This is a genomic window from Metallococcus carri, from assembly GCF_011440275.1.
Taxonomy (GTDB): Bacteria; Actinomycetota; Actinomycetes; order Actinomycetales; family Dermatophilaceae; genus Metallococcus; species Metallococcus carri.
This window is the reverse complement of record NZ_JAAOIV010000002.1, coordinates 181,183-202,803: the sequence shown is the minus strand read 5'-3', so window position 1 is coordinate 202,803 and position 21,621 is coordinate 181,183. Positions and strand designations below refer to the sequence as shown.

Sequence of the window (21,621 nt, the reverse complement as noted above, 5' to 3'; positions counted from 1 at the left end):
TGAACAACACTGGTGTCATCTTCGGTGATCGGCGGCGCTCCCGGGCACACCCGCAAGTGCTCACCCGCGGGGTCATCCCGAATCCCTAGACTCGGCGGGTGCGGCCGCTGCAACAGTTGATCGACCACCTCGCCTCGCGGCTGGGGTCACCCCTGCTGGTCGTCGGGCCGGTGGGGGAGTTGATCGTGCACAGCCCCCATCCGCCGTATGACGACCCGCTCGCCGCGGAAACGATCCTGCGGCGCACCGCTCCGCAGGCGTTGACCTCCTTGCTCGACAACGCCGACACCCACGACGGGCGGGTGCGCTGGCTGGGCCATACCTCGACGGGTGCCGCTCGGTTCGCGCTGCCGCTGTGTCACGAGGCCCTGTTGTGCGGCTATGTCATCGGGACGGTCGCCGATCCGGCCGGGGCGACCGAGGGTCTGCCGGCCATCGACACCGTGCGGGCGGACGCCCACGAACTCGCGCTCGGGCTGATCGCCTTCCGCAAGGAGCGCGCCACCACCAGGCAAGAAGAACGGCGGGCGATGCACGACCTGCTCTCCAGAGATGCCGCGACCCGGCAGGACGCGACACTGCGCATCCAGGAGCACCGCTGGATCCGCGAGGCGCCGGTGACCGCGATCGTCGTCTCGGTCGTCGCACCCGGGCTGACCCACGACGACGCCCGGATCCGGGTGTCGCTCGCGATCGAGGACGTGCGCGACCAGTTCCCCCCGCGGGAGGTGATGTCACTGCCCGGGTCGGCGCACGGCGTGCTGCTGCTCGCTCCCGAGCGCCCGCGTGGGGTCGACGACGCCGCCCGGGTCGCCTTCGACCGGCTGACCAGCGAGGAGACCCGCGCCCTCATCGGTGTCGGCACCGCCGTGTCCGGGCTCGCCAAGGCACACCTGTCCTACGCCGAGGCGTTGCGGGCCCGCCGGGTCGCATCGGTCGAACCCTCGGACGGTCCGCGCCGGTTCGACGACCTCGGCGTCTACACCCTGCTGACCGCGTTGCCGGAGGAGGAGCTGGAGACCGCCGTCGGCCCGGCGATCCGCCGGCTGATCGGCTATGACGAGGAGCAGCAGTCCACCCTGGTCTCCACCCTGGAGGCCTTCCTCGACCTCGGCGGCGACGCCCGCGCCGCCGCCGAGGCGCTCTACATCCACCGGGCCACGCTCTATCAGCGGCTGCGGCGGATCGAGCAGATCGTCGATGCCGACCTGGCCGACGGCCGCACGCGTCTGACCTGTCACCTGGGGCTCAAGGCGGCGCGGCTGCTGCGCGGTTATGCCGGCTGAACCCGGCCGATGACTCCGGCCTGCTCGACCCGGGTGCCCGCGACCGGCATACCGCCCTGCAGGACCAGCGCGAGCTGCTCGGTGTCAGTGAAGACGTTGACGTCCTCCACCGGGGAACGCGACCACAGGCACAGGTCGGCGATCTTGCCGACCTCGACCGTGCCGATCCGGTCGTCCAGGCGGCAGATCCGCGCGTTGTCGCGGGTGGCCGACACCAGAGCCGCCATCGGGTCCTCGACCGCGGCGCGCAGCACGAGCTCCATCGCGCGCTCCTTTTGACGGGGTCCGGTGATGTCCGCGCCGAGGCCGATCAGCACGCCCGCCTTGCGGGCGATCGGGATGACCTCCTGCATGCCGGCGACCAGCGACTCCGCGAGGGCGAACTGGGCCAGATAGGCGTCGGAGCCGTGCCCGGCGTTCTCCTTGATCCGCCGCATGCGCTCTCGCAGGATCTCCCGCGGCGCGAGGGTGGGCACGAGCGCCACGTCGTTCGCGGCCATCAGGTCGGCGACCTCTGCGTCGATCTCGCTGCCGTGCTCGACGCATTTCACCCCGGCCTCGACGGCCGCGCGCACGCCCGCGTTGTTGTGGGCGTGCACGGTGACATAGGTATGCCGGGCCTCGGCCTCCTCGACCGCGGCGCGGATCTCCGGGATGGTCAGCTGGGTGTCGCGCGGGTCGGTGCCGACGGTGATGACGCCGCCGGTGACGCACATCTTGATCAGGTCGGCCCCGCGCCGGAAGGTCTCCCGGACATTGCGCCGGATGGCGTCCGGTCCGTCACCCAGCATCGCCGTGGTCCGCAGGCCGAGGATCTCGTGGCTGTCGAACAGGTCGCTCGGCTCCCACAGCGGCCCCATCTGGCCGTGGCCACCGGTCTGGCACTGCACCGGACCAGAGGTGAGCACGCGCGGTCCGCGCAACCGGCCGCGGGAGATCAGGTCGGGCACCGCGCCCTCCAGGCCGCCGACATCACGAATCGTCGTGAAGCCGGCGTCGAGGGCGTCCGAACAGGCCACGAAGATGTCCCGCGCGGTCTCGGCGACCGACACATCCAGGCGCATCGACGCGTCGATCTCGCTCGCCAGCCCGAGGTGGGAGTGCGCATCGATCAGTCCCGGGGTGAGGAAGGTCCCGGCACAGTCGACGACGTCCACGCCGTCGGCCGCTTCGACCGCGCCGTGCTCGATCGCGCCGATGGTGCCGTCGTCGTCGATCCGCACGCTCACCCCGTCCTTGGGTGCGGCGCCGGTGCCGTCGATCAGGGTGAGGTTCGCATACCAGGTGGCCACGGGGAGGTCCCTTTCGTCGTCGGAGCTCCCATGCTCGGCCGGGGGGCGCCGGACCGGCGATGGGCCAGTGTCGCGACGCACGTCGCCGACCCGCGACGTGTGTCGTGGACGGGATCGTCCGCGACGGTCGTCGCGCCACGGGGCGAGAACAGTTGACAGTGGTCGCTCGTCGGAGACCGGGCGGCGACCACACCCTTGTCTGCAACCTTCCATGGAGCAAGGAGCCGGCCATGTCCACCACCACCAGCGCACGACGCACCATCCTCGGCGCGTCCGCGGGCAATGTCGTCGAATGGTTCGACTTCCTCCTCTACGGCCTGTCCGCCACGATCATCGCCAAGACCTTCTTCCCCGGTGACAACCCCTCCAAGGGACTGCTCGCGACCTTCGCCGTGTATGCCGTCGCGTTCGCGGCCCGACCGGTCGGCGCGATCTTCTTCGGCCGGGTGGGCGACCGGTTCGGCCGGCGCCCCGCGCTCACCGCCTCGATTCTGCTGATGGGCGCGGCCACCGTGGCCATTGGTCTGCTGCCCGGGCGGGCCTCGATCGGTGCCGCCGCTCCGGTGCTGCTGCTGGTGTGCCGCCTGGTCCAGGGCTTCAGCGCCGGGGGTGAGTTCGCCGGCGCGCTGACCTTCGCGATGGAGCACCTGCGGGGCCGCCGTGGCTTCTGGCTCGGTGTCGTCGCCTCGTCGACCTGGATCGGCGGCAGCCTCGCGACGCTGACCCTGCTGCTCCTGCACTACCTCGGCGCCGGTCCGAACGCCTGGCGCTACGGATTCATCGCCGGTGGTCTGCTGTCGCTGGCCGGGCTGTGGATCCGGTTGCGGGCCGACGAAACCCCGGCCTTCACCCAGCTCGCCGAGAGCGGGGAGCTGTCCCGCCAGCCCGTCCGCGATGCTTTGCGCAACCGCCGGCGCCTGATCGTGGTGCTGGTGTTCTTCGCCTTCACCTCGGTGCTCGGTCACATGGCGACCGGCTACCTGCCCACCCACCTCACCGTCACCGTCGGGCTGGACCCGATCACGACCCTGTGGGCGGTGGTCACCCTGTTCGCGCTCATCGCCGTGCTCGCGCCGTATGTCGGCCATCTCACCGACCGGCTCGGCCGTCGCCCGGTGATGATCGCAGCCGCGGTGTTCGGCGCCGTCGCGCTGATCCCGGCATACCTGCTGCTCGACTACGCCGGCACGGTCGGACTGTGGATCGCGTTGCCGTTGTTCGCGATCGCGACCGCCGGAGTCGTCTCCGCGGGGGCCGTCGCGATCCCCGAGCAATGGCCGGCCAACGCCCGCTACACCGGCGTCGGGCTGACCAACCAGATCGGGCTGGCGATCTTCGGTGGCACCGCACCCTTGGTCAGCGACTGGTTGGTCAACGCGACCGGCTGGCCCGCGTCACCCGCGGTCTACGGCGTGCTGATCGCGATCCCGGCGGCGATCGTGCTGATCCTCTGGCTGCCCGAGACCCGGCCGACGCAGGACGCCGACCCCGTCGACGTCCTGGTCGAGCAGACCCCCGCCTGACCCCACCGCGCGAGCGGGCGGGTGGCCTCCCAGCACGCGGATGTCAGTCCTCGAATCGGCCGGCGACCATCACCTGCTCCACGCCCGGCACCGGCGCGGACTCGTCGGCGAGCGTCTCCAGGGGCGCGTCCAAGACGACGAGGTCGGCGCGCATCCCCGGCCGCAGCATCCCGACCCGGGTCTCGTCGTGGGTGAGATAGGCGCTGTCGGTCGTCATCGCCCGCAGTGCGCGCTCGGGTGAGATCCGCTCGTCCGGTCCGAGGACCGTGCCGCCGGACGTGCGCCGGGTTGCAGCGGTCCGCATCGTGCGCAGCGGATCCATCGGGGTGATCGGGCAGTCCGAGTGCAGCCCGAAGCGCATCCCGAGCGCATCGGCCGCGGCGAGCCCGTCCATGGCCGCGGCCCGCTGCGGACCGAGGAAGCGATCGCGGTGCCGGTCACCCCAGTAGTAGACGTGGTTGATGAAGAAGCTCACCGCGAGGCCAGCGTCGCGGATCGCCCGCAGGTCGGTGTCGCTGGTCACCTGACAGTGTTCGATCCGGTGCCGCACCGGTCGCTCGTCGACCGCGCGCGTGCCGACCAGCGCCTGGGTCGCGGCGTGGACCGCGGCATCGCCGTTGGCGTGCATCGCGATCTGGCCGCCTGCCCGGTGGATCGTCTCGGCGATCCGGTCGAGTTCCTCCTGAGGGATGAGCAGGTCACCGGTGTGGTCCGGCGCGCAGGCGTAGGGCATCTGCAGCGCCGCCGACAACCCCTGGATCGACCCGTCGGTCCAGAACTTCGCACCGGCGACCCGGGCCCGCTGACCGATCGGGCCGAAGGGGTCCTCGCCCCGCTCGATCGCCGCCAACGCCAGGTCGCCCCGCAGGTAGGCCACCACGGTGACCGGCAGCTGGTCGACGAGTCGTTCGTATGCCGCCCGCTCGGCCGGCCCCGCGAACAGCCCGAGCCCCAGGTCGTTGAGGGTGGTGATGCCGCGCGAACGCGCCAGCCGCAGCGCTCGCAGCAGCGCAGCGTCGACCTCGGCATCGGTCGCCTGAGGCACGACGTCGAGGATGGCGCTGACGCCCTCGATCTCCCAGCCGAGGCCGGTCAACCGCCCGTCATCATCTCGTGGAAAGCGCGGATCGTCTTGTGCCACAGTCGTTTCGGTGATGCCGGCAGCATCGAGGGCGGCGGTGTTCGCCACCACGAAATGCCCCGAGATGTGCTGCACAATCACCGGCCGCTCACGACTGACGGTGTCGAGCTCGGCCCGGGTCGGATGCCGATCCTCGGCGAGCAGCGTGTCGTCATACCCCCAGCCGCGCACCCAACCTGTCGTGCCCTCGGCCGCCGCACGGAGCCGGTCCAGCACGTCGGCGATGTCGGCATTCTGCGGGCTGCGGCAATCCGCCCAGTCGTTGGTCAACCCGGTGTAGATCGGGTGCACATGCGATTCGATCAGCCCGGGCACGATCGTGCGGCCGGGCAGCCGCTGCTCCCGTATGCCGGGTCCGGTCAGGTCCGCGACCGAGCCCACCGCCGCGATGGTGCCGCCACGCACCAGGACGGCCTCGGCGTGCGGATGGTCTGGATCGGCGGTGTGCACCAGGTCCGGGACGAGCAGCTGGGTGACGGCGGACGTCATACCGACTCCTTGGGGGTGAGCGAACGGAGGGCGGACGGGCCGCGGCGCACCAGCGAACGCAGGCCGGGCACCGGATCGGCAGCCGGCCAGGCGTACCGCCCTACCACCACCACGAGGGCGTTCACCACGAAGGCCGCGGCGCCGATGTTGATGCCGTGCTCGGTGAAGAAGGCGGAGATCGGACCGGTCTTATCGAGATACCACCAGACGACGAGCAGGTCGCCGATGACCATGCCGATGGCGAGCACCGCGGGTCGCACCCGCCAGCCGAAGACCATCGCCACGAAGACGATCGCGCCCTGGGTGGTGCCGTAGTAGGCGGTGTTGATCAGCGTCAGCAGCACCTGCGGCAGCGCAAGGGTGAGCACCAGCGAGATCGCCATATAGATGACGATGACCAGCCGCACCGCGCTGCGCTGTCTGGTTTCCGGGATGCCCGGGACGATATTGCGGGACACGATCGAGCCAAGGCCCAGCGCGGTGCCGCACAGCACGACGATTGCGCACAGGGCCGCGCCGCCCGCCACGAGTCCGGTCAGCCAGTCGGGCAGCACGCGTGCGGACAACTGCATGAGCGCGCTATTGGAGGCCGCGCCTTCCAGTTTGGTCGGCAGCATGGTCACCGCCGCAAAGGCCGCCACCACGAGGAAGGGATACATCAGCATGTAGAGCGGGTTGAACCGCGCGACCTTCTTCAGGTTGGTGGCCGACCGGGAGGCGAAGACCGCCTGGCCGAGGAACGGGAAGGCGTAGAAACCCACAGCCTGGAAGACGATGGTCGTCATCGCGAAGGTCAGCTGCGAGGTCGTCATCGTCGTGTGTGAGGTGCCGGTCTGGGCCCGGGCGGCCTCGAAGATCGCGCTGCTGCCGCCGGCCTTGCTCACCGCCGCGAGCCCGATCAGCACGGTGCCGAGCAGCAGCGCGACATCCTTGACGTAGGACACGAAAGCCGGCGCGCGCAGCCCGGACAGCAACAAGAACAGCGCAGCCAGGGCTGCACCACTGATCGCCGCCACCTCGGCGTCGATCGGCACACCGAGCCCCGCCATCGCCGCTTGCAAGCCGGTCAGCTGCAGTTCGCCCCACGGGATGAGGAAGAGCACGGAGGTCACGGCGAGCGTGAGTTCCAGTGTGCGAGAACGGAAATGGCCGCGCGCGACATCCGGCAGCGTCATTGCGCCGTAGATCTTGCCGGCGTACCAGAGGTATGGCGCGTAGACATAGCCGATGCAATAGCCCAGCAGGATGTAGCCGATGAACCATACGCCGTAGCTCACGCCACCGGCATACACACCGCCGGGGAAACCGATCAGCGTGCCGATGCTGTACACCTCGCCCGCGCCGAGGATGAACAGCAACAGCGGGCCGAACGACCGGCCGCCGACGAGGAAGTCGCCGATGCCGTCCTTGCTCCCGCGCCGCGACAGCAGACCCGCACCCAAGGCGAGCAGGATGACCAGCGCGAAGGTGGCGATGATCATCGGCCGCCCACCTCCGCCCACTGCGCGTCCAGCGCCTCGATGTCCTCGCGGTCCCAGCGCACCCAGGCGATGTGCATGAGCAGCGCGGTGATCGGCATCCAGGCGAACAACCAGACCAGCACGGCCGGGAAGCCGAGGACGGACGCGGTGCTGCCGGACAGCAGCAGCACACCGGCGAGGATGCCGACGACCGGGATGACCAGCGCCACCAGGACGCTCTTTGTCTCATGACCCATGACTTCGCTCCAGGGGGTTGGGGATCAGGCAAGTCTGCTCCGGTATGCCGGGGCCAGCCAGGTGTGATCGGCCGGACTTAGGATGCTCGCCTCGTGGGATCCACCAAAGGAGCCTGGTGATGCGCTTTGCCGAGATCTGTGAGCAGTTGCGGGCCGATCTGCCCGGCTTCAGTGCCCGGGTAACCGATGCGATCCGCGCGGAGCTGGCGAGTTATGCCGCGGTGCCTTATGAGGAGCAGCACGGTTACATCCGCGACGAGTTGGCGCTGCTGCTCGATGCGATGCAGCACGGCACGCCGCTGGGCGTGGAGCAGGCGGCGCGCACCCGAGCGCTCGGCCGCCGCCGCGCCCTGCAGGGCATCCCGCTGCACGACGTGATCGAGACCTTCCACATCGCCGGCCGGGAGGCGTGGGTCTCCTTCACCGGCGCCCAGCCCGACCAGGAGTTGGTGCGCGGTGGCGGCCGGCTCTGGGAGTTCGTGCATCGTGAGACGACCGAGCTCGCGGCCGGGCACACCGAGGCCACTCGCGACGCCGCCGTGGTCCGTGCGGCCCAGAACTACCGCGCCCTCGACCTGCTCGTGCGGTTCGAGTCATCACGGCTCGAGGAGACCGCAGAAGCCTTGCGGCACTTCGGGATTCGCCTGGACGCGTCCGTTGTCGGTATCGCCGTTGTCCTCGACCCGGCAGACGGTTCCGCGGCTGCCACCCTGGAACGGACGGCCCGGGCCGTTGCCGACGATCGCGCCGGCTGGCCGGTCGGCCGCTACCGCCGGTGGTTGCTCGTGCTGTGTCCCGCCGCCGACGGTGCCGGCGTGGCCGAAGCGCTGGGCGCGGCGGCGCCCGGTGGTGCGGTCGGGCTGGGAGCCGCACGGGTCGGCATACCGGGGGCGGCGGCGAGCCTGCAGGACGCGATCCGGCTGCTCGAAATCGAAGGCGACGGGGGAGTGCGGCGCTTCGAGGACCACTGGTGGCTGGCGACGCTGTTGCCGCACGAGCGCGAACTCGCGGGGCTGCTCGAACCCGGCCGCCGCGTCGCCGCAGCGAACCCGCACCTCGCCGAGACGGTGAAAGCGTATGCCGCACAGGGACTTTCGCTCACGGCTGCGGCTCGTGCCCAGCAGCTTCACGTCAATTCCGTCACCTATCGCCTGGATCGATGGCGCGAGCTGACCGGCTGGGACGTGCGCACGCTGGACGGCCTGCTGCGCTCGGTGGCCGCGCTCGGGCTACCCAGTTAGGTGCGTACCCTTGTGGGTATGTAACCGAATGGGTACTATAAGCACCATGGACGCCGTACTCCACGCACTGGCCGACCCGAGTCGGCGCACCGTCCTCGCCATGTTGCGCAACCAACCAGCCACCGCCGGTCAGCTCGCCGAGGCCCTGCCCATCGCCCGGCCCGGCGTCTCACGCCACCTGCGGGTGCTGCGCGAGGCCGGGCTGGTCGAGGTGCGCCAGGAGGCGCAGCGACGCATCTACAGCCTCCGGCCCGAGCCCCTCGCCGAGGTGGACAGCTGGCTGGAGGACTACCGGGCGCTCTGGCAACAACGGCTGGACGCCCTGCACACCGAAATCGCCCGAGGACGAAAGGCACGCCGATGACCGTCAACGCCACGATGACCAAGACCGACGAAACCAGGGGAGCGGTGCGGGTCGAAGACGTCTACGACACCGACATCGCGGACCTGTGGCAGGCCTGCACCGATCCCGAGCGCCTCGCACGCTGGATCGCCGAGGTGACCGGCGACCTGCGGGTCGGCGGCACGATCCGGACCGTCTTCACCAGCACCGCCACCGGCAGCGCGCGCATCGACGCGTGCGACGAACCACATCATCTGCTGATCACCTCCGAGCCGGGCACGGATGAGGAGGCCCAGATCGAGGCCTGGCTGACCGCCGAAGGCGATCGCACCCGGCTGGTAGTCGAAGAGCGCGGCCTGCCGCTGAAGGGGCTGCACTTCTACGGCGCCGGCTGGCAGGCCCACCTGGAGGACCTCGGCCGGTCGCTCGCGATGAACGCCTCGGTCCACCCGGACGGTTGGTCCTCGGAGGAGCCGTCGCCGGTATGGCGCGAGCGCTGGGAGGCGCTTACCCCGCAGTTCGAGGCCCGCCAGATCGGCTGACGACGAGCCGGTCCGCCTGACCACGGACTGAACCGGATCGCACATAACCTCGACGCTGCACCCCCTGCCTCGGCAGGATGGCCGGGACGCAACCGCCAGCAGACGGAGAGGCCCACGTGATCGTCGGAGTCGTGAAGGAGGCCGCGCCCGGCGAGACCCGGGTCGCGGCGACGCCCAGCACCGTGCGCCAACTGCTGGATCTCGGGTATGACGTGGTCGTCGAGCCGGGAGCGGGGGAGCAGTCCAGTTTCGCCGACCAGGCGTATGCCGACGCCGGGGCGCGCCTCGGCGACCCCCTCGCCGCCGACGTCGTGTTGGGCGTCAACGCGCTCGCACCGGAGCAACGGGACCGGCTGCACGAGGGGGCGACCGTCGTCGGCATACTCGCTCCGGCGCTGCACCCGGAACTCGTGGACGACCTGGCTCGGCGACCGATCACGGCGCTGGCGCTCGACGCGGCGCCGCGCATCTCGCGGGCGCAGTCGTTGGACGTGCTGTCGTCGATGGCGAATATCGCCGGCTATCGCGCGGTGGTGGAGGCGGCACACGTCTTCGGGCGGTTCTTCACCGGGCAGGTGACCGCGGCCGGCAAGGTGCCACCGGCGAAGGTGCTCGTCTGTGGCGCGGGCGTCGCCGGGCTGGCGGCGATCGGCACGGCCGGCTCGCTGGGCGCGGTGGTGCGGGCGACCGACCCGCGGCCTGAAGTCGCCGATCAGGTGAAATCCCTTGGGGGACAATACCTTTCGATTGAAGACCCGAGTGCCGAAGTGTCCGCGACGGGTTACGCCAAGGAGATGGGGGAGGACTACAAGCAGCGCGAGGCGCAGCTGTATGCCGAGCAGGCGGCCGATGTCGACATCATCATCACCACGGCGCTGATCCCCGGGCGGCCGGCGCCCAGGCTGATCACCGCCGACATGGTCGCCTCGATGCGGCCGGGCAGCGTGATCGTCGACATGGCGGCGGCCAACGGCGGCAATGTCGAGGGATCGGTCGCCGGGGAGGCGGTCGCCACGGCCAACGGCGTGACGATCATCGGCTACACCGACCTGGCCGGGCGGTTGCCGGCGCAGGCGTCGCAGCTTTATGGCACCAACCTGGTCAACCTGATGAAGCTGCTCACCCCCGGCAAGGACGGCCAGCTCGTCCTGGACGAGGACGACGTGGTGCAGCGCTCGATCATGGTGACGCGGGACGGTCAGTTGCGCTGGCCGCCACCGCCGGTGCAGGTGTCGGCTGCTCCGGCGCCCACGGCCTCGCCGCCTCCAGTGGAGGCCACACCCGAGAAGGCGCCGCTCACGCCCGGCCGCCGGCTCGCGATCGTGCTCGGCGCCGCGCTGGTGCTCTTCGTGCTGCTGGCGATCTCGCCCGCCGCACTTACGGTGCACCTGACGGTCTTCGCCCTGGCGATCGTCATCGGTTATTACGTCATCCGCAGCGTGCACCACGCCCTGCACACCCCCCTGATGTCGGTGACCAACGCGATCTCCGGGATCATCGTGGTCGGCGCGATCCTGCAGATCGGTCAGCGCAACACCGCGATCACCGTGCTGGCCTTCGTCGCCATTCTGCTGGCGTCGATCAACGTCTTCGGCGGCTTCGCGGTCACCCGCCGCATGCTCGGAATGTTCGCGCGGTCGTAAAAATGATCACCATCGCCACCGCCGCTTCGGCGGCCTACATCGTCGCTGCTCTGCTGTTCATCCTCGCGCTGGACGGCCTGTCCCACCACGAGACGGCCAAGGTCGGCAACGCCTTCGGCATCGCCGGCATGTCGATCGCGCTCGCCGCCACGATCGCCCTCGCCGTGGATCGACGGATCGAGGGCATCGGCCTCGTCCTGCTGCTCGTCGCCATGCTCATCGGCGCCGCGATCGGGCTCTGGCGGGCGCGCGTGGTGGAGATGACCGGCATACCCGAACTCATCGCGCTGCTGCATTCCTTCGTCGGCCTGGCCGCGGTCCTGGTCGGCTGGAACGGTTATCTGCAGGTCGAGGGTGACCCCGGCGGAGCCGAGGCGAAGTCGCTGAATGCGTTGGGAACCTTGGGAATTCACCACGCCGAGGTCTTCATCGGAGTCTTCGTGGGCGCGGTGACTTTCACCGGTTCGATCATCGCCTATCTCAAGCTGTCGGCCCGGATGAAGTCCGCGCCGCTGGTGCTGCCCGGCAAGAACCTGCTCAACCTCGGCGCCCTGGTGCTCTTCGTCGCGCTGACCGTGTGGTTCGTGATCAGCCCGGCGCTCTGGCTGCTCGTCGTGGTGACCCTGCTGGCTCTCGCGCTCGGCCTGCACCTGGTCGCCTCGATCGGTGGCGGTGACATGCCGGTCGTCGTGTCGATGCTCAACAGCTATTCCGGTTGGGCCGCAGCGGCATCCGGCTTCCTGCTCGAGAACGACCTGCTGATCGTGACCGGCGCGCTCGTCGGCTCCTCGGGTGCCTATCTGTCCTACATCATGTGCCAGGCGATGAACCGGTCCTTCCTGTCGGTGATCGCCGGCGGGTTCGGCATCGAGGCCGCCTCGGGGTCGCAGGAGGATCTCGGCACGCACCGCGAGACCACCGTCGACGAGGTTGCCGACCTGCTCTCCTCGGCGAGCTCGGTGGTCATCGCGCCGGGTTACGGCATGGCCGTCGCCCAGGCGCAGTATGGCGTCGCGGACCTCACCAAAGCGTTGCGGGACAAGGGGATCGAGGTGCGGTTCGCCATACATCCGGTGGCTGGGCGGCTGCCCGGCCACATGAACGTCCTGCTTGCCGAGGCGAAGGTGCCCTACGACATCGTGCTCGAGATGGACGAGATCAACGACGACTTCGCCGACACCGACGTGGTGCTGGTGATCGGTGCCAACGACACCGTCAACCCGGCCGCCGCCGAGGACCCCGGCTCGCCCATCGCGGGTATGCCGGTGCTGCGCGTCTGGGAGGCCAAGGACGTCATCGTCCTCAAACGGTCGATGGCCTCGGGGTATGCCGGTGTCGCGAACCCGCTCTTCTACCGCGACAACAGCGCCATGCTCTTCGGTGACGCCAAGGATCAGGTCACTGCGGTCATCGCCGGCCTGCACTGACCGGGAAGACGAAACCGTCCGCAGATCCGCGCTGTGGAGCGCGCCGATCTGCGGACGGAAGGGTCGAACTGTGGTGTCCGAGGGGGGACTTGAACCCCCACCCTCTATACGAGGACTAGCACCTCAAGCTAGCGCGTCTGCCTATTCCGCCACCCGGACGAGTGGTCGCCAACGGGCACAAAGCCCGGTGGCCAACGACCGGAAACCCTAGCACGCACCCCGCCGATTCCCCGCATCGTCACCGGCTGCTGCAAGGATCAGCGTGACACCGTGCAGCACCCCGCGAACAGGAGCCCGGCCATGCCCCAGACCCTCCAGCTCGAGCACGCCACGACGACCGCCCCGCGCCGACTGTTTCGCGCGCTGGTCGACCCCGAAGAACTCGCCGCGTGGTTCGGCCCGGACACCTCCACCGTCCCGGTCGAGTCGGTCACCATCGACCCGCGAGTCGGCGGCCAATGGTCGCTCACCCTGGTCGACAAGCAGGACCCCAGCCAGACCTCACCGGCCAACGCGACGATCACGGCATACGAAGAAGGCCGCCTGCTCGAGGCGGAGGAAACGACCGAGGGGGAGACCTATCGGCTGCGGCTCGAAGTGCGACCCGAGACCGCCGGCTCGACCCTGGTGGTGAGTCAGGGACCGTTGCCGGACAACGAGATCGAGGCCGCGCGTGCGGGCTGGCAGGCGTCCTTCGGCAAGCTGGACCAGCTCGTCACCCCGACCAACTGACGTGCTGCTCGACCGCGTCGCCGAGGTGTCCGCGCAGGTCGCGGCCACCTCGGGGCGCAACGCCAAGGTCACCCTCATCGCCGACCTGTTGCGCGAGGCGCAGGCCGACGAGCGCGCGCTCGTCGCTGACTACCTCACCGGCCGGCTGCCGCAGGGCCGCATCGGCGTCGGCTGGCGCAGCCTGTCCGAGGACTCACCCCCAGCCGCCGAGCCGTCCCTGACGGTCACCGAGATCGACTCCACCTTCACCGAATTGGACGCCACCCGAGGCACCGGGTCGAGTGCTCGTCGCGCCGAACTCCTTTCTGCCGTATGGCGATCCGCCACCGACCGCGAACGCACGCTGCTGCGCGGCCTGTTGCTCGGCGATCTGCGCCAGGGCGCCGGCGACGGCATCATGCTCAAGGCGATCGCCGAGGCCGCCGGGGTCACGGAGGCCGCGGTGCGCCGCGCGGTGATGCTCGCCGGCTTCGCGGGCCCGGTGGCCGCGACCGCCCTGGCCGAGGGTGAACCGGGGCTGGCCGAGATCGGGCTGGAGGTGGGCCGGCCGGTGCGACCGATGCTGGCCGGTTCGGCGCCCGATGTCGCCGCCGCGGTCACCGGCGGGCCGCAGTCGATCGAGGTGAAACTCGACGGCATCCGCTGCCAGGCGCACAAGCGTGGCGACCAGGTGTGGCTGTTCACCCGCAGCCTGGACGACATCACCGACCGGCTCCCCGAGATCGCCTCGGCAGTGCGTTCCCTCGCGGCGGACACGCTCGTCCTCGACGGCGAAGTTATCGCCCTGCGCGAGGACGGCAGCCCGCATCCCTTCCAGGTGACCGGGGCACGGACCGCCAGCCGCGGCGACCCCGACGAGCTCGCCCGCGCCACACCGCTGACGCCACTCTTCTTCGACCTGCTGCACGTCGACGGACAGGACCTGATCGACCGGCCGGCGAGTGAGCGTCGTCAGGCACTGGAGTCCCTTGTCCCGTCCGAGTGGGTGGTCACCGCCGAGCCGGTCACCGATCCCGTTGCGGCACAAGCGTTTTTCGATGACTGGGTCGCACGCGGCCACGAGGGCGTGATCGTGAAGGCGACCGACTCGGCATACGCCGCAGGCCGGCGCGGAGCCGGCTGGGTGAAGGTCAAGCCGCGGCATACGGTCGACCTCGTCGTGCTCGCCGTCGAGCACGGCAGCGGCCGCCGGAAGGGCTATCTGTCCAATATCCACCTCGGTGCCCGCGTCGGTGACGAGCTGGTCATGGTGGGCAAGACGTTCAAGGGGATGACCGACGCGATGCTCGCCTGGCAGACCGAACGGTTCACCGAGCTCACGGTCGACGACAACGGCTGGGTGGTCAGCCTCCGGCCCGAGCAGGTGGTCGAGATCGCCTTCGACGGGCTGCAGACCTCGCGCCGCTATCCCGGCGGGGTGGCGTTGCGCTTCGCCCGAGTCATCCGTTATCGCGACGACAAGACCGCCGAGCAGGCCGACACCCTCGACACCTTGCGGCGGGTGGCTGGCATGGTGGAGGGCAATGCATGACGACCGAGAGGACGACACCATGACCGACAACCCGCGCGCCGAGGACGAGGTCGTCCGCCTCTGTCAGGACCTCATCGGCATCGACACCAGCAACTACGGCGACGGCAGCGGGCCGGGGGAGCGCAAGGCCGCCGAATACGTGATGAGCGAGCTCACCGAGGTCGGCCTCGACCCCGAACTCATCGAGAGCGAACCCGGCCGTGCCAGCGTGGTCGTCCGCATCGAAGGCGAGGACAGCTCCCGCGGCGCGCTCGTCGTGCACGGTCATCTCGACGTCGTGCCGGCGAATGCCGCTGACTGGCAAGTGGATCCGTTCGCCGCGGAACTCAAGGACGACTGCATCTGGGGACGCGGCGCGGTCGACATGAAGGACATGGACGCGATGATCCTCGCGTGCGTGCGCGAGCTTGCCCGCTCCGGCAAGAAGCCGCCGCGCGACCTGATCATCGGCATGCTCGCCGACGAGGAGGCGGGCGGTCTCAAGGGCAGCCACTGGCTGGTCGACCACCGGCCGGAACTCTTCGAAGGCGCCACCGAGGCGATCTCGGAGGTCGGTGGCTACTCGGTCACCTTCGAGGGCACGTCCGGCGAGCAACGGGCCTACCTGCTGCAGACCGCCGAGAAGGGCATCGCCTGGCTGCGCCTGGTCGCCCACGGCCGCGCCGGTCACGGCTCGGTCCCCAACGACGAGAACGCCGTCGTGCGCCTCGCCCAGGCGATCGCGCGCATCGACGCGCACGTCTGGCCGCGCGAATACATCGCCTCCGTGCGCCAGCTGCTCGATGGCCTCGCCGAACTCACCGGCATCACGTATGCCGACGACGACCTGTCACCGCTGCTGACCAAGCTCGGCGGGGCACGCGGGTTCGTCGAGGGCACGCTGCAGGACACCGCGAACTTCACCATGCTGGACTCGGGCTACAAGCACAACGTCATCCCGCAGGGGGCGTCGGCCTCGCTGGACTGCCGTTTCCTGCCCGGTCACGAGGACGACTTGATGGCGACGATCCGCGAGCTCGCCGGTGAGTTCGTTGACGTCGAGGTGGTGCACCGCGACATCGCGCTCGACGCGCCCTTCGATGCACCGATCGTGGAGCAGATGAAGGCCGCGCTGCTCGCCGAGGATCCCGAGGCCGCCGTGCTGCCCTACTGCCTGTCCGGCGGCACCGACAACAAGGCGCTGCAACAGCTCGGCATCACCGGCTACGGCTTCGCGCCGCTGCGCCTGCCGGCCGACCTGGACTTCGCCCCGATGTTCCACGGCATCGACGAGCGGGTGCCGGTCGAGTCACTGAAGTTCGGCACGCGCGTGCTCAGCCGGTTCCTCGCCAACAGTTAGCCGCCCGACGGGACGGCCGCGGTCCGACGGCTTGGCGATGAGACAGCTTGGCGGTCGGTCATCGGCAAGGACGGTCGGTCATCGGCAAGGAAGGTCGCCACTGTGGAGACTTTTCGTGCGGGGCTGGCGGTCCGGACCCGCGGAAGTCGCCATTGTGGAGACTTTCGTCCCGCCGGGGGCTGCCACCGGCCATACCGGCCCAGAAGTCGCCACTGTGGAGACTTTTGGTGCAGGGCTGGCGGTCCGGACCCGCGGAAGTCGCCATTGTGGAGACTTTCGTCCCGCCGGGGGCTGCCACCGGCCATACCGGCCCAGAAGTCGCCACTGTGGAGACTTTTGGTGCAGGGCTGGCGGTTCGGACCCGCGGAAGTCGCCATTGTGGAGACTTTCGTCCCGCCGGGGGCTGCCACCGGCCATACCGGCCCAGAAGTCGCCACTGTGGAGGCTTTTGGTGCAGGGCTGGCGGTTCGGACCCGCGGAAGTCGCCATTGTGGAGACTTTTGTCTCCCATGACGGGTCGTCGATCCACGGTGCGAGTGCTGGCGACGCGACGCTCAGGCCGTGCGGCGCACCCGGATGATCTTGCGGCGCAACCACACCCGGCGCATGCCGCCGAGGTAGAGCCGGGTGCGGGCCAGCTCCCAGTGGCCGTATTCGGCATGCTCGGTCAAGGTTTGCCGCACCGAGCTGCGGTCGTCGTCGCGCCCGAAGGTCAGGACGCGGTACTCGTACTCGATCATTGCCGCCCATTGTGCGACAGACGTTCGCGCGCGGCGCGGTCAACCGGGCCAAGGGCCCGCCCGGGCACGGCGCCGGCAAGGTTGTCCGATCCGAACATCGCCTATCAGCGAGGTCTGCACTACGGTCATGGCATGACCGCCGACCCGCGCGCCGCCCTGTCCCGGTTCATCACCGCACTGGAACGTCATTTGGAGGCCGCGGCGCGTCGCCGGGGTGAGAACGACCCGACCGTGGTCGCCGCCTACCACGACCTCGCCGATGCGTTCGAGGACTACGACGACGCCCTGCTCGAGGCGTATGGCGAGGTCACCCCGCTGGAGCTCTACGTCGGCGACGAGGACGAAGACCTCGATGAAGACGACGACGATGAGGATGTCGACGACCTCGACGAGGACGAGGGCGACGACGAGGGCGACGACGATCTTGACGAAGACGACGAGGACGACGACGGCGAATACTCCGGTCTCACCGACGACGACGACCTGGAGATCGAGGACCGCCGCAAGCGGTAGGTCCTAACCGCTCACTTCGTCCAGCGCCGCCCGCACCGCTGACGGGATGTCCAGCCGGTCGCTAGCCAAGGTGGTGCGCAATTGCGTGACGGTGCGCGCACCGACGATCCCGGCCGCCACCCCGGGACGATCGCGCACCCAGGCCAGCGCAACCTGCGCGGGGCTGACACCCAGCCCGGTCGCAGCAGTGTCGAGCGCCTTCACCACGGGTCCGTCGGCATACCTCATCCATCGCTGCGCCCACTGTTGATGGTCGGCCGAGGAAGCCCGCGAGGCGGCCGGCACCGAGCGCAGATATTTGCCGGTGAGCACCCCGCCGGCCAGCGGCGCCCAGGCCAGCAGGCCGACCCCGTGGTGGGCGGCGGCGGGCAGCAGGTCGGCTTCAACCGACCGGTCGAGCAGGTGGTAGCGCGCCTGCACCGCGACCGCGGGTGTGCGCACCGCGGCGAGCGGAGCGGCAGCCGAGGCGAGCTGCCAGCCGGTGTAGTTCGCGACCCCGGCATACCGCGCTCGACCTGAGGTGACCGCGAACTCAAGAGCCGACAGGGTTTCGGCCAGGGCCGGATCGTCGCGCCAGACATGCACCAGCCACAGGTCGAGGTGCTCGACCCGCAGCCGGGACAGGGTCTCGTCGAGTTGGTCGAGCAGCCCGCGCCGTGAGGTGTCCGCGCGCCAGCCGTCGTCGGTGCGGTGCAGCCCGGCCTTGCCGCAGAGCGTCACCTCCTCGCGGCGGAAGTTCGCGAGCTCCCGCCCGAGGATCTCCTCGGCCGCCCCGTCGCCGTATGCCGGGGCGGTGTCGATCAGCGTGCCCCCGGACTCCACGAACAGCCGCACGAGCTCGGCGCAATCCTCCGGCGAGACCTCCGAGCCGAAATTCCTCGTGCCCAGGCCCAGGGCCGAGACACTCAGCCCGCTGGCGCCCACCGTCCGCATCCGCATGTCCCACAACCTAGGACGTCGGTCGGGTCCGCCCGCGCAGCACCACGCGGGTAGCGTCGGGTCCATGCGATTGGGTCTGAACCTCGGCTACTGGGGCACCACGGGCACCGACGATCTGGAGACGATGAAGCGCCTCGTCGTCACCGCCGACGAACTCGGTTATGACGTCGCCTGGGTCGCCGAGGCCTATGGCTCCGACATTCCCTCGCTGATCGGCTATCTGTCGGCGTCGACGCCGCGGCTGGGCTGGGGCAGCGCGATCATGCAGATCCCGGCACGCAGTCCGGCGATGACCGCGATGACCGCCGCCACCCTCGACCGGATCACCGAGGGCCGCTTCCACCTCGGCCTCGGGGTGTCCGGGCCCCAGGTGAGCGAGGGCTGGCACGGCGTCCGGTTCGCCGACCCGCTCGGGCGCACGCGGGAGTATGTCGCGATCGTGCGGCAGGCGCTCGGGCGCAGCAATGTCGAGTTCCACGGCGAGCACTTCGAGCTGCCGCTGCCGGACAGCTCAGGCAAGGCCCTGCGGTTGCTGCTGCTGCCGGAGCGCAGCGACCTGCCCATCTATCTGGCGTCCATCGGCCCGCGCAATGTGCGCCTCACCGGCGAGATCGCCGACGGCTGGCTCGGCATCTTCGTCAGCCCCGAGCATCTGCCCGAGCAGTTGAGCCAGCTGCGCGAGGGCCGCGAGACGGCGGGGCTCACGCTGGCAGGCTTCGACGTCTGCGCCTCGGCCGGTCTGTCGGTCGACGACGACCTTGACGTCGCGGCGGACCGGTTGCGGGGCAACGCCGCCCTCTACATCGGCGGCATGGGCTCGCGGCAGAAGAACTTCTACAACGCCCTCGCGCGGCGGATGGGCTTTGCGGACGAGGCCGATCGCGTGCAGGACCTCTACCTCGCCCGGCAGCATCGCGATGCGGCCGCCGCCGTGCCGCGCGAGTTCATCGAGCAGACCGCGCTCGTCGGCGACGCCGAGCGGATCGCTGGCCGGTTGCGGGCGTATGCCGATGCCGGCGTCACCACGCTGAACGTGAGCCCCACCGGGGACACCGTGCGGGAACGGCTCGACGCGCTGCGCCTCGTGGCCGAGCTCGCCCGAGGCGAGGGGCTGCACGACTGATGGCCACCGTCCTGCTCGTGCGACACGGCCGCACCGCCTCCAATGCCTCGGGCACCCTCGCCGGCTGGACCGAAGGGGTCGGCCTGGACGAGGTCGGCCGCACCCAGGTGAGTGACCTCGCGAACCGGCTGGCCGGCATACCGCTCGTGCGGATCGTGACCAGCCCGCTGCAGCGCTGCCAGGAGACGGCCGCCGCGCTGCTCACCGGGCGCGACCTGCAGCCGCTCACCGAGGAGGCGATCGGCGAGGCGCGGTATGGCGCCTGGACCGGCCGCCCGCTCAAGGAACTCGCCAAGGACGAGCTGTGGCGCGCGGTGCAGGACCACCCCTCCGGGGTGACCTTCCCGCCGTCGGACGAGTTCGCCCACGAGTCGATGAGCGCCATGCAGCAGCGTGCGGTCGACGCGATCCGCGCCCACGACGCGGCGGTCGACGCACAGCACGGCAAGGGCGCGGTCTGGGCCGCGGTCTCCCACGGCGATGTCATCAAGGCCGTGCTCGCCTGGGCGGGCGGCACCCATCTCGATCTCTTTCAGCGGATCGTGGTCAACCCGGCGTCGGTCAGCGGGATTCGCCTCACCGCGGGCCGGCCGTTCGTGTTGCGGGTCAACGACACCGGTCGGGTCGACGATCTCGTCCCACCTGCCGAACATGCCGGCGACACCGACGCCGCCCCCGGCGGTGGCGAGGGCACACAGGGTTAGGGTCGAGATCATGCCGCTCATCGAGTACGACCAGCCCGACCGTTTCGTGGTGGGCACCGTTGGCCCGGCGGGTCAGCGCACCTTCTTCCTGCAGGCAACCGCCGGTCGTCGGGTCACCTCGGTCTCCCTGGAGAAGGCCCAGGTGGAGGTGCTCGCCGAGCGCATCAACGACCTGCTCGACACCGTCGGCGTCGCCGAGGACCAAGCTCAGCTCGAGCCCGACAACGCACCGCTCACCACCCCGATCGATGACGAATTCCGCGTTGCGACCCTGAGCCTGGCGTGGGACCCCGAGCAGGAGCTCGTCGTCGTCGAGTGCCTCGACTCGGCCGTGGAGGTCGAGTCGGACGAGTCGGGCGAAGACGTGGTGGAGATCGTCGAGCCGGACGCGACGACGCTGCGAGTGCGGATGAGCGCGCCCGCGGCCCGCGAGTTCGCTCGCCGCGGCCTCGCGCTCGTCGCCTCGGGCCGCCCGCCCTGCCCCTTCTGCGGCGAACCCCTCGACCCGGCCGGACACATCTGCCCTCGTGCCAACGGATACAAGCGCTGAGGACCTCGACCTGCTCACCGACGGTGAGCTGGAGATCGAGGGCCGGCTGGTCGAAGCCTCCAATGTCGCTCTGCGCGTCTGGCTGACCGACGGCGACCGCCGAATCCCGGCTGTTTACAAGCCCATTCGCGGCGAGCGGCCGCTGTGGGATTTTCCCGACGGGACCCTCGCCGGCCGTGAGCTGGCGGCCGCGACCATCTCCACCGTCGGTGGCTGGGATCTGGTGCCGCCCACGGTGCTGCGCGACGGCCCGCTCGGGCCGGGCACGGTGCAGCGCTGGGTGGGGCCGTTGGACGGTGACCAGGACACCGGCCTGGTGAGCATCGACGCTCTGGGCGAAGTGCCGGACGGCAACCGGATCGTGTTGCACGCCCGCGACGAGATCGGCCGGCTGATCGTGGTGTCGCATTCCGGGGCGCCCGAGGTGAAATCGCTCGCCACCCTCGACACCGTGCTCAACAACGCCGACCGCAAGGCCGGCGCGCTCATCGCCGACGCGGACCGCTTCTGGGTGATCGACCACGGGCTGGTCTGCCACGCCGAGGAGAAGCTGCGCACGGTCTTCTGGGGGTTCGGCGGTGAGGAGCTGGCGCCTGCGGACGCCGAGCGGGTGCGGCGGGTGGTGGCCGGCCTGGAGGAGGGCACCCTGACCGCGCAGCTCGCGCCCTTGCTCACCGGCGAGGAGATCGAGATGCTCCACCTGCGGGCCGCGGTCCTGCTCGACGAGGGTGCCCTGCCGGTGATGCCCGAGCATCGGCACGCGCTGCCCTGGCCGATCTGGTGAGCCCGGTCGGAGCCGTCAGCAG

General features: G+C 70.1%; 21 protein-coding genes and 1 tRNA gene. 15 read left to right on the top strand and 7 right to left on the bottom strand.

Annotation, left to right across the window (positions count from 1 at the left end; all coding sequences use genetic code 11):
- The first annotated feature begins 98 nt into the window (after positions 1 to 98).
- Complete coding sequence (locus G9U51_RS03510; protein ID WP_166193229.1) at positions 99 to 1,286, top strand: PucR family transcriptional regulator; 1,188 nt, start codon at positions 99 to 101, stop codon at positions 1,284 to 1,286.
- Here the strand turns inward: G9U51_RS03510 and G9U51_RS03505 are convergent.
- A complete protein-coding gene (locus G9U51_RS03505; RefSeq protein WP_207947987.1) occupies positions 1,274 to 2,578 on the bottom strand; it encodes a metal-dependent hydrolase family protein in 1,305 nt (434 codons plus the stop codon). The two genes, G9U51_RS03510 and G9U51_RS03505, sit on opposite strands and share 13 nt — an antisense overlap.
- Positions 2,579 to 2,808: 230 nt before the next feature.
- Between G9U51_RS03505 and G9U51_RS03500 the strand changes: the two genes are divergently transcribed.
- Positions 2,809 to 4,101: an MFS transporter gene (locus G9U51_RS03500; protein ID WP_166193221.1), complete on the top strand. Its 1,293-nt coding sequence runs from the start codon at positions 2,809 to 2,811 to the stop codon at positions 4,099 to 4,101.
- Positions 4,102 to 4,144: 43 nt separating this feature from the next.
- Here the strand turns inward: G9U51_RS03500 and G9U51_RS03495 are convergent, their stop codons facing one another.
- Genes G9U51_RS03495 through G9U51_RS03485 form a run of 3 tightly spaced genes read right to left on the bottom strand, consistent with a single transcriptional unit; the run spans position 4,145 to position 7,448 of the window.
- Entirely contained in the window at positions 4,145 to 5,731 is a 1,587-nt protein-coding gene (locus G9U51_RS03495; protein ID WP_166193218.1) for an amidohydrolase, read from the bottom strand.
- On the bottom strand, positions 5,728 to 7,212 hold the full coding sequence (locus G9U51_RS03490; protein WP_166193215.1) for a sodium:solute symporter family protein: 1,485 nt from the start codon (positions 7,210 to 7,212) through the stop codon (positions 5,728 to 5,730). The genes G9U51_RS03495 and G9U51_RS03490 overlap by 4 nt, the downstream gene beginning before the upstream one ends.
- Complete coding sequence (locus tag G9U51_RS03485) at positions 7,209 to 7,448, bottom strand: DUF3311 domain-containing protein (RefSeq protein ID WP_166193212.1); 240 nt, start codon at positions 7,446 to 7,448, stop codon at positions 7,209 to 7,211. Before G9U51_RS03485 ends, G9U51_RS03490 begins: the two co-directional genes overlap by 4 nt.
- Positions 7,449 to 7,567: 119 nt before the next feature.
- Here G9U51_RS03485 and G9U51_RS03480 point away from each other — a divergent pair, with 119 nt between their 5' ends.
- The 5 genes from G9U51_RS03480 to pntB all read left to right on the top strand — a co-directional run bounded on the left by G9U51_RS03480 (position 7,568) and on the right by pntB (position 12,644).
- Complete coding sequence (locus G9U51_RS03480) at positions 7,568 to 8,689, top strand: PucR family transcriptional regulator (RefSeq protein WP_166193209.1); 1,122 nt, start codon at positions 7,568 to 7,570, stop codon at positions 8,687 to 8,689.
- Positions 8,690 to 8,735: 46 nt separating this feature from the next.
- On the top strand, positions 8,736 to 9,053 hold the full coding sequence (locus G9U51_RS03475) for an ArsR/SmtB family transcription factor (RefSeq protein WP_166193206.1): 318 nt from the start codon (positions 8,736 to 8,738) through the stop codon (positions 9,051 to 9,053).
- Positions 9,050 to 9,574 (top strand): SRPBCC family protein, encoded by a 525-nt coding sequence (locus G9U51_RS03470; protein WP_166193203.1) that lies wholly within the window; start codon positions 9,050 to 9,052, stop codon positions 9,572 to 9,574. The genes G9U51_RS03475 and G9U51_RS03470 overlap by 4 nt, the downstream gene beginning before the upstream one ends.
- A 116-nt stretch (positions 9,575 to 9,690) precedes the next feature.
- Positions 9,691 to 11,217, top strand: coding sequence for a Re/Si-specific NAD(P)(+) transhydrogenase subunit alpha (locus G9U51_RS03465; RefSeq protein ID WP_166193200.1), 1,527 nt, complete (start codon positions 9,691 to 9,693; stop codon positions 11,215 to 11,217).
- Positions 11,218 to 11,219: 2 nt separating this feature from the next.
- On the top strand, positions 11,220 to 12,644 hold the full coding sequence (gene pntB / locus G9U51_RS03460; protein WP_166193197.1) for a Re/Si-specific NAD(P)(+) transhydrogenase subunit beta: 1,425 nt from the start codon (positions 11,220 to 11,222) through the stop codon (positions 12,642 to 12,644).
- A gap of 71 nt (positions 12,645 to 12,715) precedes the next feature.
- Here pntB and G9U51_RS03455 read toward each other — a convergent pair.
- Positions 12,716 to 12,803 (bottom strand) — tRNA-Leu (locus G9U51_RS03455).
- Positions 12,804 to 12,944: 141 nt separating this feature from the next.
- On the opposite strand from G9U51_RS03455, the gene G9U51_RS03450 reads away from it, so the two are divergent.
- From G9U51_RS03450 to G9U51_RS03440, 3 genes are read left to right on the top strand one after another with little or no spacing between them, the layout of a single operon-like run.
- Positions 12,945 to 13,376: an SRPBCC family protein gene (locus G9U51_RS03450; RefSeq protein WP_166193194.1), complete on the top strand. Its 432-nt coding sequence runs from the start codon at positions 12,945 to 12,947 to the stop codon at positions 13,374 to 13,376.
- Position 13,377: 1 nt separating this feature from the next.
- Positions 13,378 to 14,907, top strand: a complete 1,530-nt coding sequence (locus tag G9U51_RS03445) for an ATP-dependent DNA ligase (protein WP_166193191.1) — start codon at positions 13,378 to 13,380, stop codon at positions 14,905 to 14,907.
- Positions 14,900 to 16,246 carry a M20/M25/M40 family metallo-hydrolase gene (locus G9U51_RS03440; RefSeq protein WP_235945438.1) on the top strand — a complete coding sequence of 449 codons (1,347 nt, stop codon included), beginning with the start codon at positions 14,900 to 14,902 and terminating at the stop codon, positions 16,244 to 16,246. Before G9U51_RS03445 ends, G9U51_RS03440 begins: the two co-directional genes overlap by 8 nt.
- A gap of 554 nt (positions 16,247 to 16,800) precedes the next feature.
- Here the strand turns inward: G9U51_RS03440 and G9U51_RS03435 are convergent.
- The gene (locus G9U51_RS03435; protein WP_166193188.1) at positions 16,801 to 16,986 is read right to left on the bottom strand and encodes a DUF5703 family protein; all 186 of its coding nucleotides are present in this window, start codon (positions 16,984 to 16,986) and stop codon (positions 16,801 to 16,803) included.
- A 132-nt stretch (positions 16,987 to 17,118) separates the two neighbouring features.
- On the opposite strand from G9U51_RS03435, the gene G9U51_RS03430 reads away from it, so the two are divergent.
- Positions 17,119 to 17,499 (top strand): hypothetical protein, encoded by a 381-nt coding sequence (locus G9U51_RS03430; protein WP_166193186.1) that lies wholly within the window; start codon positions 17,119 to 17,121, stop codon positions 17,497 to 17,499.
- Positions 17,500 to 17,502: 3 nt separating this feature from the next.
- On the opposite strand, the gene G9U51_RS03425 is transcribed toward G9U51_RS03430, so the two are convergent.
- Positions 17,503 to 18,438: an aldo/keto reductase gene (locus tag G9U51_RS03425; protein ID WP_166193183.1), complete on the bottom strand. Its 936-nt coding sequence runs from the start codon at positions 18,436 to 18,438 to the stop codon at positions 17,503 to 17,505.
- Positions 18,439 to 18,502: 64 nt separating this feature from the next.
- Between G9U51_RS03425 and G9U51_RS03420 the strand changes: the two genes are divergently transcribed.
- Genes G9U51_RS03420 through G9U51_RS03405 form a run of 4 tightly spaced genes read left to right on the top strand, consistent with a single transcriptional unit; the run spans position 18,503 to position 21,599 of the window.
- Positions 18,503 to 19,561: an LLM class F420-dependent oxidoreductase gene (locus tag G9U51_RS03420; protein ID WP_166193180.1), complete on the top strand. Its 1,059-nt coding sequence runs from the start codon at positions 18,503 to 18,505 to the stop codon at positions 19,559 to 19,561.
- Positions 19,561 to 20,265 (top strand): MSMEG_4193 family putative phosphomutase, encoded by a 705-nt coding sequence (locus tag G9U51_RS03415; RefSeq protein WP_166193177.1) that lies wholly within the window; start codon positions 19,561 to 19,563, stop codon positions 20,263 to 20,265. Before G9U51_RS03420 ends, G9U51_RS03415 begins: the two co-directional genes overlap by 1 nt.
- Before the next feature lie 10 nt (positions 20,266 to 20,275).
- On the top strand, positions 20,276 to 20,815 hold the full coding sequence (locus tag G9U51_RS03410) for a DUF3090 domain-containing protein (protein WP_166193174.1): 540 nt from the start codon (positions 20,276 to 20,278) through the stop codon (positions 20,813 to 20,815).
- Positions 20,793 to 21,599 carry an SCO1664 family protein gene (locus G9U51_RS03405; protein ID WP_166193171.1) on the top strand — a complete coding sequence of 269 codons (807 nt, stop codon included), beginning with the start codon at positions 20,793 to 20,795 and terminating at the stop codon, positions 21,597 to 21,599. Before G9U51_RS03410 ends, G9U51_RS03405 begins: the two co-directional genes overlap by 23 nt.
- Positions 21,600 to 21,621: the final 22 nt, after the last annotated feature.